This window comes from Companilactobacillus miaonis (assembly GCF_036913615.1).
Classification (GTDB): domain Bacteria; phylum Bacillota; class Bacilli; order Lactobacillales; family Lactobacillaceae; genus Companilactobacillus.
Genome location: NZ_JAYKTX010000010.1, coordinates 1 through 15,700, shown reverse-complemented (window position 1 = coordinate 15,700; position 15,700 = coordinate 1). Strand labels below are relative to the sequence as shown.

Below are 15,700 nucleotides of genomic sequence, written 5' to 3'. Positions count from 1 at the left end.
TTGGAAAGTGTAATCGCTTATGGGGAAACCCCAACTAACTTTCTTTGTCACACTGGCAAGGGAAGTTTTTTTATATCTTGAATTTTTAATCGGATCCAGTGAGGTCTCAAAGGTTCAGTCTAATAATCAATCTAAGACAAAACTTGAGGGATGCTGGATAAGCATCCCTTTTTCTATATCAAATATTTCGAAAGTTTGGAGAATATTATGAAAAGATATCTAGTTTTTGAAGATGGAACTTATTTTGAAGGTAAAGCGTTCGGAAGCGACGTCGAAACAATTGGTGAACTCGTATTCACTACCGGGATGACCGGTTATCAAGAAGCCATCACCGACCAATCTTATAACGGACAAATCATCAACTTCTGTACACCAATGATTGGAAATTACGGCATTGCTAAGAAATTTGACGAGTCACCAAAATCCTATATCAAAGGCGTTTTGGCTCGAGAAATTTGCGAAACAGTCGGTAACTATCAAAGTGAAATGACCATCGATGAATTCCTCAAACAAGAAAATATCCCCGGAATTTATGACATCGACACTCGTGCCATCACCTTGAAAATCCGTAAAGCTGGAGCTTTGAAAGCCGCTATCGTTGATAGTTTAAACGCCGGGTTGATTGATGAAATTTCTTCGTGGAAACTAGATGCCAAACAACTCGAAAAAAGTGTCACACCAACCAAACAAACTTTTGAAGGCAGTGGCAAACACGTCGTTTTATTAGATTACGGCTACAAACAAAGTATTGTTGACGAATTACAAAAACGAGGACTAAAAGTAACCGTCGTCCCTGGCAATACGTCCGTCGCTGATATTGAAAATCTCAAACCAGATGGAATTTTGTTAAGTAATGGTCCTGGAGACCCGGTCGATCACACTGATATTTTGCAAAATATTGTTGAACTAGAAAAAGAGTATCCAGTATTTGGAATCTGTATGGGACATCAATTGCTATGTCTCGCTAACGGTGCGAAAACTTTCAAAATGAAATTTGGACATCGTGGCTTCAACCATCCGGTAAAAGATTTAGAAACCGGTAAAATCTATTTCACTTCTCAAAATCATGGCTATGCCGTTGACCCGGATTCAGTTGCTCAAACAGATTTGAAAATCACCCAAGTTGAATTGAATGACCAAACTGTTGAAGGAGTCGAACACAAAAAGTACAACGCCTTTTCAGTTCAATTCCATCCTGATGCTATGCCGGGACCACATGACGCTGACTTCATTTTCGATAAATTCGTTGAAAGACTAAACAAATAGCTGGAGGAACAAATTATGCCAAAGAGAACAGACCTTAAAAAAATTATGATCATCGGTTCAGGTCCTATCATCATTGGACAAGCCGCCGAATTTGATTATTCCGGAACCCAAGCTTGTTTAGCCTTGAAGGAAGAGGGTTACGAAGTTGTATTGATCAACTCCAACCCCGCAACCATCATGACGGACAAACATATTGCGGATAAAGTATACATTGAACCAATCACGCTTGAATTTGTTGAGAAAGTACTAGTTAAAGAACATCCCGATGCAATTTTACCAACCCTTGGCGGTCAAACTGGTTTGAATATGGCCGTTCAACTTCAAAAATCAGGAATCTTGGATCAATTAGATATTGAAATTATTGGAACTAAATTAAATACCATTAATGAAGCTGAAGATCGTGAAGAATTCAAAGAATTGATGAATCGTCTCCACGAACCAATCCCCGCTTCAAAAACTGCTTACACATACCAAGATGCCAAGGAATTCACTGATGAAATCGGTTTTCCTGTCATTATCAGACCAGCCTTTACCATGGGTGGAACTGGTGGTGGAGTTGCCCACGACGACAAGGAATTGAAAGAAATCGTTGAACGTGGTTTGAAAGTCTCACCATCGACTGAATGTTTGATTGAACAAAGTATTGCCGGCTTCAAGGAAATCGAATTTGAAGTTATGCGTGATAGTGATGACAACGCTTTGGCCGTTTGTGGCATGGAAAATGTTGATCCCGTCGGCATTCATACAGGAGATTCAATCGTTGTGTCACCAATTCAAACACTGACCGACGCTGAGTTCCAAAAGTTGCGTGACGTCTCACTCAAGATTATCCGCGCTCTAAAAATTGAAGGTGGCTGTAACGTGCAGTTGGCCATCGATACGAAAACTAGCAATTATTACATTATCGAAGTTAACCCTCGTGTCAGCCGTTCTTCAGCACTAGCTTCTAAAGCAACCGGTTATTCAATCGCTAAAATTGCGGCCAAAATAGCTGTCGGTTTGACCTTGGATGAAATCACGAATCCAATCACCGGTAAGACTTTTGCCCAGTTTGAACCTGCTTTGGACTACGTCGTTTGCAAGATTCCTCGCTGGCCATTTGATAAGTTTTCAAAAGCCGACCGCACAATTGGTACACAAATGAAGGCTACTGGTGAAGTTATGGCTTTGGGTCGTAATTTTGAAGAAGCCCTCCAAAAAGCCGTTCGTTCACTAGAAATCGACCAACACGATCTCATCATGGATTCACTTAAAGACAAATCGACTGAAGAGCTTGAAGAATACGTGCAAATCCCTAAAGATGACCGCCTATTTTACTTAGCAGAATTGTTACGTCGAGATGTTTCATATGAAAAAATCAATCAACTAACAGCTATCAATCCCTTCTTCTTAGCTAAAATGAAACGGATCATCGATTTTGAAAAAGAATTGACTAACGGCACACTCACTAAAGAAGTCGTTACTGAGGCTAAACGATTAGGTTATTCTGACAGAACAATTGGTCGTTTGAATAATTTACCAGAAGACATAATTCGTACTTTCAGATTACAAAATGAAATCTTACCAACTTATAAGACAGTTGATACTTGTGCTGGTGAATTTGAAGCCGAAACACCTTATTTTTATAGCACTTATGAAACCGAAAATGAATCAGAAAAGATGTCTGACAAGTCAGTTCTGATTTTAGGATCAGGCCCAATCAGAATCGGTCAAGGTATCGAATTTGATTATTCAACTGTGCACTGTGTCAATGCTGTTCAACAAATGGGTTACAAGGCAATCGTCATCAACAATAATCCTGAGACAGTTTCAACTGACTATTCAATCGCTGACAAGCTATACTTTGAACCATTAACATTGGAAGATGTTTTAAATGTCTGTGATTTGGAAAAACCAGTCGGCGCTATTGTCCAATTTGGTGGCCAAACATCAGTTAATTTGGCTCAACCACTAAAAGACAATGGTATTAAGATTCTTGGTACTTCGGTTGAAGATATCAATCGAGCTGAGGATCGTGACTTGTTCGACCAAATCATTAAGAAACTTGAAATTCCACAACCAATTGGGGGAACTGCAACTTCCGCTGATGGTGCTTTAAAAGTTGCTCAAAAGATTGGTTATCCAGTCTTGATTCGTCCAAGTTACGTCTTGGGTGGTCGAGCAATGGAAATCATCAAATCGGATGAAGAATTAAACAAGTACATGAAAGAAGCGGTCCACGTTTCAAACCACCATCCTGTTTTGATTGATAGTTACTTAACGGGTCGTGAGTGTGAAATCGATGCTTTAAGTGACGGTGAAAATGTCTTGTTACCAGGAATCATCGAACATATCGAACGTTCTGGAGTTCACTCTGGAGATTCAATGGCTGTTTATCCTCCCCAAAATATTCCCGATTCAGTCCAAGACCAAATCGTCGAATACGCCAAACGACTAGCTAGAGAATTACATTGTGTGGGCATTATGAACATCCAATTCGTTATTCATGACAATCAAGCTTATGTCATTGAAGTAAATCCACGTGCCAGTCGAACAGTACCGTTCTTGAGTAAAGTAACAGGTATCCAAATGGCTAGAATCGCTACTAAATTGATCTTAGGTGCTAACTTCAATACCTTAGGATTAGAACCAGGACTAGCTCCAGAATCACGCTTGATCCACGTTAAAGCACCAACTTTCTCCTTCAATAAGTTAAACGACGTCGACAGTGCCTTAGGACCAGAGATGAAATCAACTGGTGAAGTTATGGGCTCAGGAGTCGACTATACTGAAGCCTTATATAAAGCCTTTGAAGCAACTAATCAACACATTGCCGATGCTGGTAACGTCTTGATCACAGTCAACGATGCTGACAAGAAAGAAGCCTCCAGTTTGGCAAAACGTTTTGAAGACGTCGGTTTCCAAGTTCTTGCCACCAAAGGAACTGCCAAGTACTTCAACAAGTTAGGTATCAGAGCCAAAGTTGTACCAAAGGTTGGAGAAACTGATAAAGATATCATCTACGATATTACTCACAACAAAGTTCAATTGTTGGTCAACACAGTCGGTGACAAACGGACACACACATCTGACGGCTACATCATCAGACAAAATGCCGTCTTGAATTCAGTGCCACTGTACACATCACTCGATACCGCCGATGCCATCTTGAGAGTTTTGGAAAAGAGATTCATCGGAGTTAATCCATTATAAAAGAGAGTGAAACAAGAGCGTTCAGCTCTTAGCTGAGTCTGGCTTGTGCAACTCGTTTAAATAAAAAAAGTCGTCCAGAAATGGGCGGCTTTTTGTGTCACTTATTAACAATTTCTACTTTACTGCGGCCATCGCCAAGTTTCTTGATCAATACTTGTTGGCCAATAGTTTGTTTCATCGATTCAATATGACTGATAACCCCAACCATTCGATTTTGACCGATAGTTTCTAGGGCCGTCATTGATTTCTCCAAAGTTTCATCATCTAGAGAACCAAAGCCTTCATCGACAAATAAAGCATCGATTTGGACACCGTTTGAAGAAGATTGGACAACTTCACTGAGTGACAGTGCAATTGATAGGGCGGCGATAAAAGTTTCCCCACCAGACAATGTGTCAGAAGAACGCGATTTTCCAGTTTCATTGTCAAAAATATTGATATCCAAACCGTGGTCACGCATCTTGTCGCTTGGGTCATCAGAAAGTTCAAACGTGTAACGATTGTTGGAAAGCAGATTGATGAAGTGGTCGTTGGCGTAATTGAGTACCTTTTGTAGGTAGTTTTGGACGACATAAGTTTCCAGTTTCAACTTACTATCGTTGTTACCTTTACCGTTGACGATGTTGTAAAGATCGGATAACTGATTGAATTTCTTGGCAAAGTCACCTTGTTGAGCGATGATTTTTTGAATTCGTTTGAGATTGGTTTGAGCATCTTCAAAAGTCCGTTTATCGTTAGCGACTTGTGAAATCAGTTGATCCTTTTGAGTCTGTAAATTGTTGAGAGTTTCTTGCAAACTAGCTAGATCAGGCTGCTTCTTGTCAGCTAAAGTAGTCGACAATTGCTCAATTTCTTTAGTGAGACGAGTTTTGTCTTGTTGATAATTGGAAATTTTAATTTGTAGGGAAGAAAGCAGATTACTATTAACTTCAGCAATCCAATCACGCAAAGTTTTAATATCGTTGGTTTTGCTTGTAGTGAAAGTTAAGGCAGAATCAATCTCTTTTTGCAATTGAGCAATGGAATTTCTTTGTTCGGTTAACTGATTTTCGGCATCATCAATCTGCGTTTTGTTGTTGGAATACTTGATTTGACTAGCTTGAGCAGCTTTTTGAGTTTGATCTAATTGAGCTTGATAATTTTTAACAGCTTGTTCAAGTTGGGTGATTTCTTTTGAAATCTCTTGGCTAGATCTGTTTTCATCACCGATTTTAGTTAAAGTTTGTTTGAGGTCGGCTTGATTGGCTTGTAGAGCAGATTTTTTCGAAGCTAAATTCAACTTGAAGGTATTTTGTTGTTCAGTAATTTCTTGACTGTTATGTTGCAATTGGTCAATTTCAGCAGTCAGTTGGCTGGCAGTGAGTAATTGCTGACTCAGAGTAGCGATCTCTTTGTCAAAGACTTGTTTTAAGTCTTTCATCGAAAATTCAGTAGGGAAGGTTAGTGAGGATTCACTAGTCAATTTTTGATAAGCATCAGCTAACTCTTGAGCAGATTTTGTTAAATCGGCTTGACGAGTGTTCAATTCCTCAGTTGCTTGGCGAATATTTTCATTGAAAGTTTCGACTTCCTTTTGAGCGGAGGCAAATTTATTTTGGGACTGGTCGACTTGTTCCATGGAAGCCTTCAATTCGACTTCGTCAGCGTCAATCGTTTTGACCATGTGTGAATGATCAGTGGAACCACAAACAACGCAAGGTTCGCCATCGACAAGTTCTTTTTGAAGTTGAGCAATCATTAGTGCTTGACGATGACCCTTTTTCTCTTGAAAATCAGCTTTTGCCAGTTGTAAATTCTGTTCTTTGGCTTGTAGCTGGGTAGTCAATTGATTTAACTGTTTTTGCAAGCGAGTGACTTCTTTTTGAGAATCCAATTGGTGGTTCTCGAGTGGCGTCAAGGTTTCGACGAACTGGTTTCTTTGAATGGTTAAATCATCCTTTTGTTTTTGTAATTCATCGCTATCGACTAGGGATGATTTTTTAATTTCGATTTCAGTAGTGACATCTTGAAGTTTTTGTTCCTGAGTAGCTACTTTATTTTCAAGTTTGGTTAGTTCAGGTTTTTGATGAGTGATCTCCGTTTGAAGTTTTTCGATTCGTTCAACGTTGGGGATCAAAATAGCTAATTGTTTACTCTTGGTAGTCTTTTGGTCAAAAATATCTTTTTGAGCGGTTAATTCTTCATTTTTAGCTTTAGCAACTTGATAATCTTTTTTAGAAATTTCAATTTGGGCTAACAAGTTATCCTTTTTAATAGTTGTTTTTTGTAGTTCGGCGGTTTTGTTATCTAAGTCCCGGAGGGTATCTTTGTAGCTATTGGCCCACTGTAACTCTAGAACGTGAGCTTGATTAGCAGCGATGTCGGTTTCTTTGTCGGTGATTTTTGTTTGATAATCGTTTTTAGCAGATTTCAAATCGCCAAATTGTTTAGCCAGATCTTTGGCTGCTTGTAAATTTTTGTCGGCGGTTTGAACTTGTTGATTAATTGCCTGGGATTGTTTTTCAGCAGTTTTAAAATTTGCTTGACGTTTTTCCACAAAGTTTTCCAATAGAACAATTTTTTGTTCGTCAGATTCGTGTTCGAGTTGAGCTTTTTCCGAGTCGGTCCAATTAGTGGAATCAAATTGAGCAGCTAGATCAGTGGCGAAGGTTTCGTTTTTCTTCTTATTAGTCGTATAAAGTGCTTTTAATTTGGCCGCGAAGTCGGAGTAAAGTTGTGTGCCAAAGATTTTTTTGAGGATAGCTTCTTTAGCGTCGGTTTTTGATTTCAAGAATTCAGAGAAATCATTTTGAGGAAGGAGAATGATTTTTTTGAATTGTTCAGCTGACAAATTCAAAATTTCAGCAATGGCAGTTCCGACATCACTAGGTTTAGCGGCAATACTGTCGATCTCAGTACCACCAACTTTATCCACAATGGCCAATTTAGCGGTCGGCTTTTTATTAACCAACTTATCCCCACCGCGTTGACTTTTAAGCCATTGTTCAGGACGACGAATCAAACGATACAAATTATTGCCTTGTTCAAAGTAAAAAGTAACTTCGGTGGCTTTGTCGCTAGGGGCAAATTGACTGCGCATTTCTTTGGCATCCCGCCCGTCAGTAGTAGTGCTGCCGAACAATGCAAAAGTCATTGCATCAAAAATAGTTGATTTACCAGCACCAGTATCGCCACCAATGAGAAAAATCGGTGCTTCATCCAGTTTACGGAAATCAATTTTAGAATCAGCATGTGGTCCAAAGTAGTTCATTTGTAAGTAAATTGGTTTCAAAATTATTTCTCCTTTCCTAAATCAACGAAAATTTTATCCACAATCTGTTTTTGAGTATCCGATAAATCTTCGCCAGTTATGCTGTGGAAAAATTGATCAACTGTTTGATCAGGACTCAAATCACTGATATTTTTTGTGGTTTCGACTTGTTTATCCTGATAAATGTTCTCATAATCCAGCTCCACGACGGTTCCATAAATCTGCTGCAATTGAGCTCGGACGTTGATATGTTTACTGCGATCGAAGTCCTTAACGGTAATAGCGAACCAAGCTTTTTGAGTTGGCTGTTTTTTGTAAAAAACAGGATCAGTTAAAGTATCCCAATCTTCTTCAAGGACAATCAAATCGGTTTGAGGTTTGATTTCTTTGAAAGTACGGGTGATTTTATCGTTGTTGATTTCAACGATATCCACACCTTTACCTTTGTTTTTGATGCGAGCTTCTTTGACATTGAATTTTACTGGGCTACCAGAGTAACGGATAGTTTCACTAGGGGAAGCGAAGCGGGTGTGAATATGGCCCATCATGACGTAATCAAACATCTTAAATTGATCGGCAGTTAAAGTTGCTAGACCACCGACAGTTGAAGAAGTTTCACTAGTTAATTCTAGTTTGGTATCTTTATTCGGCGTCACGGCAAAGTGGGTGATAAGGATATGTTTCTTAGCTGGATCAAATTTTTCTTGAATATCTTTTAGAACTAGATTCATGGCGTCAGTTATGCTGTGGATACTTTTGGCGTCTTCTTCGGACATGCCATTTTGGCGATAATAAGCGCGAACGTCCATCGGGTCAAAATATGGCAACATGAAAATTTGTGCTTCGGAGGTTTCAATCGGTGTGAAAGCTTCTTCGACCAAAGTATTGAGATGAAAATTAGTGTAAGCCATCCAGTCACGGCCATAATTCAAACGTTTAGCCCCATCGTGATTGCCAGAAATCGCGTAAATCGGTAGGTGATTGTCGATATTTATCTCTTTGAACATCTCATTTAGAGTTGTCACGGCATCAACGTTTGGAACGGCTCGATCGTAAATGTCACCGGCGATAACGATACCGTCAACTTGTTCCTCTAAAGCAATTTTTAGAATTTGTTGGAAGGCGTATTTTTGTTCTTTTAAAAGTGAGTAACCATTTAGTGTCCGACCAATATGCCAGTCGGCGGTGTGTAGTAGTTTCATGTAATCCCTCCTAGAAGATTTGTTTAATTCCTTTGTACGATTATCTGATTGGTTTAGCAATACTAAATTACGAAAAAATTAGTCAAAAAAAAAGAATCAAGAGAACGCAAGTTCCACCTTGCGTGCACATATCTCTCAATCCTTTTAACGATAATCTCCATAATCGTTGGATTACATACCCTTGTCATAAGTGAGGGGTGATACCTCCTCACCTATGACGTGATAATACTATAACCTTTAAATGAAAGTTTCAATAAAACAATTTTACAAATGTTTTATGATTTTTTAAAATTTAAATTTAATCATTTAGATTGTAACGTAATTTCATATGTTCGGAACCCATTGTAACCATGTCACCCAATAATTTTGTTTGTTTTTCAAAGGCAACGTTAGCTAATTTTTCGTTAGCCTTTTCTAGATAGTCATTAGCGTTGGCTTTATCCAAATTTTGATCAGTGTCATTTTGAATCTTACGATAAGCACTCATGGCGTCGAGTTCATAATCGTTTCTCATATCAACGTACAAGTCATAATCTGTATCACCTAAAAGAGCAGTTGTACAGCTTAACCAGTACATATTGTTGAGGTCGAACTTACCAGTGGCATTCTTGTATTGAGCTGGAGTGTCATTGACATTAGCATAAAATGGTACAACGGTGTTGAAAGTATTGGCACCGTAGGCTAACCAGTGAATACCGGCGATTTCTTTAGGAACGTTGTTTCTGATTTGTAAGATGTGAACGTCGTGGTTTCTATTAATTCCGATAGGTCGGAAGAGTTTCTTGTCAGCGTCTGTTCCATTTCCGTAAACGTCATACTTAGTATTTTCGAAGTGTGAACTCAAGACAAACTTGACGTCCTCAATTGAAATTTTGCGATTGGCGTGGCAGATGAATGGTAGATCTTGTTCCATTGGATCATCTGTTGTGTCATCCGGGCTGAAGAATTTTTGACCATACCAAGCACGAGGGTTGTTGTAAACTGTATCCTTGATTGAAGAACTACCAAGAATGTGTCTTAAATTGTAATTGTTAAAGTCAGGATTGAGGTTATTTTCATCAATTAAGTCCTTCAAGTCAGCGGAACAAAGAGTGTCATCTGAATTAAAGTCAAAATTGTCGATGTTCATGCGGTTAGGTGCAACAACATAAGCATCGTCAGGGATGCGAACAGCTGCCCAGTGGTGACCACCGATTGTTTCTAACCACCAAACTTCTTCGTTATCGGCAAAAGAAATTCCGTTTGGTTCGTAAGTTCCATATTGTTCTAATAATTTACCGAGGCGTTTAACACCGTCACGGGCACTGTGGATGTAAGGAAGAACTACGGTAACAAGATCTTCTTCGCCTAGTCCATTTTCAACAAATGGGTCGATACCTAATACGCGGGAATTAGTAGTGATTGTTTCGGTTGCTGACATAGCAACATTTTCACTATTGATTCCAGCAGCGGGCCAGATTCCGTTAGTCAAAATTGAGTTAGGAATTGATGTGTAACGCATTGGATCATCAGGCAATTTAACGTTAACCTTGCTGATGACTGAAGTGTAGTCTCTTGGTTGATCACTAGGATTTACTACGACAAAACGTTGAGGGTCAAGTGCCTCGTGGCCATCGTCGTTTCGAGAAATGATTGTTGAACCATCAATAGAAGCTTTTTTACCAACTAAAATTGATGTACATGAACCTTTGATACGTTTTTCCATTATTTGAATGCTCCCTTATGGTTATTGATAGGTTAATTATAACTTTTCTAATTTGGTGTTGCCAATAATTCAAAGATTGGGTTACTTAGGTAACTCGATACCTGCGTCGGTGATGGCTGTTAAATATCTTTCCAGCAAAACATTTTTGGCCTTAAATTGGGCGCCTGGTTTAGTATAAGTTGCTATTTGGATGACGAGTGTGCCGTCTGGTTGATTGGAAAAGCCGACGATATAAGGCTTGACGGTCAGCTGCAACTCGGCTAAATTGAGATTTTCATTGATTTGATTGATGATTTTAGTGATCTCTTCAAATGGATTGGAACTGGCTACGGGAATTTCCATCAGGGCCTGCATGTTGTTGCGGGACTTGTTGCTGACGACGGTGATGTTGCGATTAGGAATGTAATTGAGCGTTCCGTCGATGCTCTGAATTTGGGTTGTCCGGATTCCGACGTAGGTAACTTGCCCATCGATACCATTGACGGTGATAGTGTCGCCCACGCTGATCTGTTGTTCCAAAAGGATGAAGAAACCGTTGACCATATCGGATACGAAACCTTGAGCACCAAGACCAATTGCCAAACTGAAGATTCCGGCACCGGCAATCAATGTACCGACAGGAATTCCAATGGCTGAAAGTAGAGCATAGATCCAAAAGAACATCAGGATGTATTTAAAAATGTTGAGCACTAACGTGTAAATCGTGTCGAGCTTTTTCGGTGAGATGCCACGTTTTGATTTGCGCAGACCAGTTTTGAAAATGTGACGAATGATTTTTTTACCGATCCAATTGATCAGTAACAAGACAATCGTCAATAAAACTAGTTGGAAAACGACTGAAGCGACGTGTTGAATGACTGCTTCCCAGTCGACTTTGAGAAACATTTTCTTGATAAGACTGTTAAAATTTAGAGATGAATTCAATGTGAGTAATCCTTTCAAAACGATATAAAACTATAATATCACACTAATAAACGTTGATATATCAATGATGCTAGTAACTCTAGCTACCATTTTTCTAGAATTTGGGTAAGTTATAACTATGGAGGTCGTCAAAATGGACTTTGGAACGCAAGTGAAAAAATTACGTAACAGTCGTCATCTGACTCAAGAACAGCTGGCTTTGAAATTGAATGTTTCACGACAAACAATCTCCAGTTGGGAGAACAATCGGAATTTGCCTGACTTGGAAATGGTCGTCACGCTTTCTCAAACATTTCAGATTTCTTTAGACCAATTAATCTTAGGTGATCCGTCGATGACTGATAAGTTAGTGAAGGATGGTAGTGAAATGAGAAAAATTAAGATAACTTTGTATGTGACGCTTGTCATGATTTTAGCTGGAGTAGGATGCTTTTTACTCTTTAGTATGATTGGATCATATTTAGACAGTGATGGTATTTTACATGAGTCATTTTTCTTAGTACCAATTGGTTATTTGTTCCTATTGTTAGGCTTAGTTGGTGGAGTAGTTAACTTAATTCAACGAAAACAAAATAAAAAGCACCATTAAGATGCTTGTCGTAAAATCTTTTCCATGGCTTTGCCACGGGCTAATTCGTCAATCAGTTTATCGAGGTAACGAATGTCTTTAACGATTGGATCTTTGATATCTTCAACGCGCACACCACAAACAACGCCTTTGATCAGGGAGATGTTTTCGTTCATTTGGGGAGCTTCCTTAAAAAAGTCAGTTAAATCAATATTTCTGGTAATTTGCTGGGATAAAGTTTGTTGATCATATCCAGTTAACCAAAAAATGATTTGGTCAACTTCAGCTTGAGTATGTCCTTTGCGCTCAGCTTTTTTGATATAAAGCGGGTATAAGTCCTTGAATGACATTTGGGTAATATCTTTTTTCCTCATAATAAACCTCCATCCTTTTATTCAGTGTATCAAATTCCCACAGAGTTAACTGGTTTAATGAATTGTAAAATGTGGTACAGTAAGTTTACTTAAATATAGAAGGGAAATAATTATGGCATATCCACAATTAGATTTAGAAAACGCCACAGGTAGTGTTGCAACTATCAAAACTAATCATGGCGAAATTAAGATTCAATTATTCGATGAACTAGTTCCTAAGACGGTTAAAAACTTCGTTGAACTAGCTAAAAAAGGTTATTACAATGGAATAATTTTCCACCGTGTCATTCCTGATTTCATGATTCAAGGTGGCGACCCAACTGGCACTGGTGCTGGTGGTGAAAGTATTTACGGTCAAAATTTTGAAGATGAATTCAGTGACCAACTCTTTAACTTAACAGGTGCACTTTCAATGGCTAATGCTGGTCCTAATACAAATGGGAGCCAATTCTTCATTGTTTCAAACGAAAACATGCCTAAGCGTATGATCAAAGAGATGGCTAGTGCTGGTTATCCAGAAGAAATCATTGCTGCTTATAAGAATGGTGGAACTCCTTGGTTGGATCACCGTCACACAGTCTTTGGTCAAGTTCTTGAAGGTATGGAAATCGTTCAAGAAATCAGTCGTGTTAAACGTGATGGTAATGACAAACCTAAAGAAGATGTTGTAATGGAAAGCGTTGAGATTAATTAGTTTCTAGAAATGAATCGGTCAACGTTTGATAAGTTTCTTTAAAGTAAGAATTTTTGAGAAAAACTAGATTGATGGGATGTTCAATTTTAAAGCCCGGAAAATCTAGTTTTTTTAGTTGACCAGAAGCTAGCTCTTTTTGGACGAGTGATTGGTAGATGAAAGTTATCCCGGGATTCTGTTTGAGCAATTCGATGATGGTGTTGGGACTAGCGATTTCCATCACGTTTGAAAAGTCGGAAATTTTGTAATTTTGAGTGGCAAGCCAATTTTCAAAGATGTTGCGGCTACCGGAGCCATTTTCGCGGATCAGCAGGGTCTGGTTGAATAAATCTTCGATTGAATTGAGTTCGATGTTCTCGTGGGAAGCACAGATGAACTGTTCTTTTTGTAAGAAGAAGGAGTCAAACTCGTCTTTGTCAAAATTGCCTTCAATCAACCCAAAATCGACTTTGCCATCGCGGATGTCTTGCAAAATGTGTTGGGTATTATTGATTTTTGTCGTTGTGATGGGCATCTTGTCACTCAAATGATTGAGAAATTTCGGTAAGAGAGTTGAACTCAGTGATAGGGTGCAACCCATTTTAAAGGTGGACTGTTGTTTGAGAGAATTGAGGACTTTTTCACTTTCGAATTCGACTTGTTTGGCATAATTAGCTAAGTTTTGACCAACTGGGGTCAATTTGATGCGATTGTGATTACGGATGACAAGTTTTAGATTGAGTTCATCCTCTAAAGAAGTAATCTGCTGGGAAACTGCCGGCTGGGTGATGAAGAGTTGATGAGCAGTCTTAGTAAATGAATTGGTTTGGGCTAGGACTACGAGTGTTTGGTAACGTTTATCGAGCATATTGTTCTCCTTTGATAAATTTTACTTATCCAAAAGTAATGAATACTAATTTTTACTTATATAAGTTATATATTATCATGTGAATTACGGAGGATTAGTATGTATTTAAAATTATTTGAAAAAAGTTTTCTTTATGCGTTTTTAATGACATTGTTTTGTTCACTTGCGGGAACATTTCTTGGGGGATTACCATATTTAACCGTTATCGGTGCTTTGGTGATCTCATTAGTGATTGGGATGATGTTTCAAATGTATCGCCCAGCTATTAAAAAAGCTGAAGAAGGGATTGGATTCATTTCCAATAAATTTTTACGTTTAGGAATTATTCTATTAGGATTTAAACTGAATTTGATTGATCTGGCTAATGCTGGAGTTAAAACGATTTTGTTTGCAATAGTGATCGTCAGTGGGATGGTCGTCTTAACTTACAATATTGCTCGTAAATTTGGAGTAAGTAAGCGATTGGCAATTTTAACTGCTAGTGGAACTAGTATCTGTGGGGCTGCCGCTGTTATGGGAATTTCACCACAAATCAAGGTCAGTAAAGAAGAAGAGGCGGCAAAACATAATGAAGAAGTTTTAGCTGTTGCCATCGTCGCAATTCTTGGAACTGTCTTTACTTTGATTGAAATTGGTCTCAAGCCAATGTTACATATGACTGATACCCAATTTGGTGTTATGGCCGGCGGTTCTTTGCATGAAATTGCTCACGCCATTGCTACTGGTAGTGCTGGAGGGTCAGTTAGTTTGAGTGCGGCTATCATCACTAAGCTGTCGCGTGTTTTAATGTTAGCTCCTGCTGCTTTGATAATTGGTATTTGGTATCAACATCAGGATAAAGCTGTTACAGGTGAAAAAGGTAAATTGCCAATTCCTTGGTTTATGGCTGGATTTTTGTTAGCTAGTGTTATTGGGACTTTTGTTCCGATGTCCACTACAGTATTGAACTTGTTAGTTAAATTAGCTTACTTAGTACTAGGTATGGCAATGGCTGCTTTAGGGATGAGTGTAAATTTCAAAGCCTTCTTGAGTAGTGGCAGAAATGCGGTCCTAGCTGCTTTGTCAGCCTCAGTTGTTTTGTTAACTTTTACAATTATAGTTAGTAAAGCATTTTTCTAAGCTTATCGTATAAATATAGAAAGCAAGAGCCAAAGTGATCGAATTTTGATTACTTTGGCTTATTTTTATTAGTAAATTGATATTTTCTTAGACATATGGTCAAAATTGGTCCCAATCATTGGCCAAACGTGGTATAGTATTAATAACCTATTAATTGTTGCAATTAATAGGAAGAAACAAGTAATAATGAAACTGATTTTGAAAAAAATCAAAAAACTTTCAAAAAATACTTGCATCGTAGTAACTGAAACGGTAATATATATCTTGTTGTTGCGACAGAGCAACGGCGTCAACGGTTTGAAGCTTAATTGCTTCTCCTTGATGCCTCTAATTATTTTAAAAAAGTTCTTGACTTGGTCTTGTAACTTCGATATGATAACTAAGTTGTCTGTTAGACATCTCCTAACGTTTTCATCATTAACTTGTTGATTTCGTTAGAAAAATTATTTTAAAAAGTTCTTGACAAGTTATTGTCAGCTTGATAAAATAATTAAGTCGCTGATGAGCGTAAGCGCTTAATCAGCTGGTAGACCTTTGAAAACTGAACAAAGTTTTAACG

Annotated in this window: 11 protein-coding genes; 5 read left to right on the top strand and 6 right to left on the bottom strand. The window is 38.4% G+C overall.

Annotated elements, in window-relative coordinates; translation table 11 throughout:
* Positions 1–207: 207 nt before the first annotated feature.
* Entirely contained in the window at positions 208–1,266 is a 1,059-nt protein-coding gene (locus tag U8521_RS09340) for a carbamoyl phosphate synthase small subunit (protein ID WP_334352528.1), read from the top strand.
* Between the two features lie 15 nt (positions 1,267–1,281).
* Positions 1,282–4,458, top strand: a complete 3,177-nt coding sequence (gene carB / locus U8521_RS09335) for a carbamoyl-phosphate synthase large subunit (RefSeq protein ID WP_334333618.1) — start codon at positions 1,282–1,284, stop codon at positions 4,456–4,458.
* A gap of 97 nt (positions 4,459–4,555) precedes the next feature.
* Here the strand turns inward: carB and U8521_RS09330 are convergent, their stop codons facing one another.
* From U8521_RS09330 to U8521_RS09315, 4 genes are all read right to left on the bottom strand, one after another.
* Entirely contained in the window at positions 4,556–7,729 is a 3,174-nt protein-coding gene (locus U8521_RS09330; protein ID WP_334352527.1) for an AAA family ATPase, read from the bottom strand.
* A gap of 2 nt (positions 7,730–7,731) precedes the next feature.
* Positions 7,732–8,910 (bottom strand): exonuclease SbcCD subunit D, encoded by a 1,179-nt coding sequence (locus tag U8521_RS09325; protein ID WP_334352526.1) that lies wholly within the window; start codon positions 8,908–8,910, stop codon positions 7,732–7,734.
* A 298-nt stretch (positions 8,911–9,208) separates the two neighbouring features.
* On the bottom strand, positions 9,209–10,615 hold the full coding sequence (locus U8521_RS09320) for a C69 family dipeptidase (RefSeq protein WP_334352525.1): 1,407 nt from the start codon (positions 10,613–10,615) through the stop codon (positions 9,209–9,211).
* A gap of 81 nt (positions 10,616–10,696) precedes the next feature.
* Positions 10,697–11,539 carry a mechanosensitive ion channel family protein gene (locus tag U8521_RS09315; RefSeq protein WP_334352524.1) on the bottom strand — a complete coding sequence of 281 codons (843 nt, stop codon included), beginning with the start codon at positions 11,537–11,539 and terminating at the stop codon, positions 10,697–10,699.
* A gap of 133 nt (positions 11,540–11,672) precedes the next feature.
* On the opposite strand from U8521_RS09315, the gene U8521_RS09310 reads away from it, so the two are divergent.
* On the top strand, positions 11,673–12,128 hold the full coding sequence (locus U8521_RS09310) for a DUF3955 domain-containing protein (protein ID WP_334352523.1): 456 nt from the start codon (positions 11,673–11,675) through the stop codon (positions 12,126–12,128).
* Here the strand turns inward: U8521_RS09310 and U8521_RS09305 are convergent.
* Positions 12,125–12,481 carry a DUF2200 domain-containing protein gene (locus U8521_RS09305; RefSeq protein ID WP_334333612.1) on the bottom strand — a complete coding sequence of 119 codons (357 nt, stop codon included), beginning with the start codon at positions 12,479–12,481 and terminating at the stop codon, positions 12,125–12,127. The genes U8521_RS09310 and U8521_RS09305 overlap by 4 nt on opposite strands.
* Positions 12,482–12,593: 112 nt before the next feature.
* Between U8521_RS09305 and U8521_RS09300 the strand changes: the two genes are divergently transcribed.
* Positions 12,594–13,175, top strand: a complete 582-nt coding sequence (locus U8521_RS09300) for a peptidylprolyl isomerase (protein WP_334333611.1) — start codon at positions 12,594–12,596, stop codon at positions 13,173–13,175.
* Here U8521_RS09300 and U8521_RS09295 read toward each other — a convergent pair.
* Positions 13,168–14,022 carry a LysR substrate-binding domain-containing protein gene (locus U8521_RS09295; protein WP_334333610.1) on the bottom strand — a complete coding sequence of 285 codons (855 nt, stop codon included), beginning with the start codon at positions 14,020–14,022 and terminating at the stop codon, positions 13,168–13,170. The genes U8521_RS09300 and U8521_RS09295 overlap by 8 nt on opposite strands.
* Positions 14,023–14,121: 99 nt before the next feature.
* Here U8521_RS09295 and U8521_RS09290 point away from each other — a divergent pair, with 99 nt between their 5' ends.
* A complete protein-coding gene (locus U8521_RS09290) occupies positions 14,122–15,141 on the top strand; it encodes a YeiH family protein (RefSeq protein WP_334352522.1) in 1,020 nt (339 codons plus the stop codon).
* Positions 15,142–15,700: the final 559 nt, after the last annotated feature.

Coding starts and splice junctions, on each gene's coding strand:
- U8521_RS09325 (WP_334352526.1), bottom strand. CDS start 8,910: ATGAAACTACTACACACCGCCGACTGGCATATTGGTCGGACACTAAAT.
- U8521_RS09340 (WP_334352528.1), top strand. CDS start 208: ATGAAAAGATATCTAGTTTTTGAAGATGGAACTTATTTTGAAGGTAAA.
- U8521_RS09295 (WP_334333610.1), bottom strand. CDS start 14,022: ATGCTCGATAAACGTTACCAAACACTCGTAGTCCTAGCCCAAACCAAT.
- U8521_RS09310 (WP_334352523.1), top strand. CDS start 11,673: ATGGACTTTGGAACGCAAGTGAAAAAATTACGTAACAGTCGTCATCTG.
- carB (WP_334333618.1), top strand. CDS start 1,282: ATGCCAAAGAGAACAGACCTTAAAAAAATTATGATCATCGGTTCAGGT.
- U8521_RS09290 (WP_334352522.1), top strand. CDS start 14,122: ATGTATTTAAAATTATTTGAAAAAAGTTTTCTTTATGCGTTTTTAATG.
- U8521_RS09320 (WP_334352525.1), bottom strand. CDS start 10,615: ATGGAAAAACGTATCAAAGGTTCATGTACATCAATTTTAGTTGGTAAA.
- U8521_RS09300 (WP_334333611.1), top strand. CDS start 12,594: ATGGCATATCCACAATTAGATTTAGAAAACGCCACAGGTAGTGTTGCA.
- U8521_RS09305 (WP_334333612.1), bottom strand. CDS start 12,481: ATGAGGAAAAAAGATATTACCCAAATGTCATTCAAGGACTTATACCCG.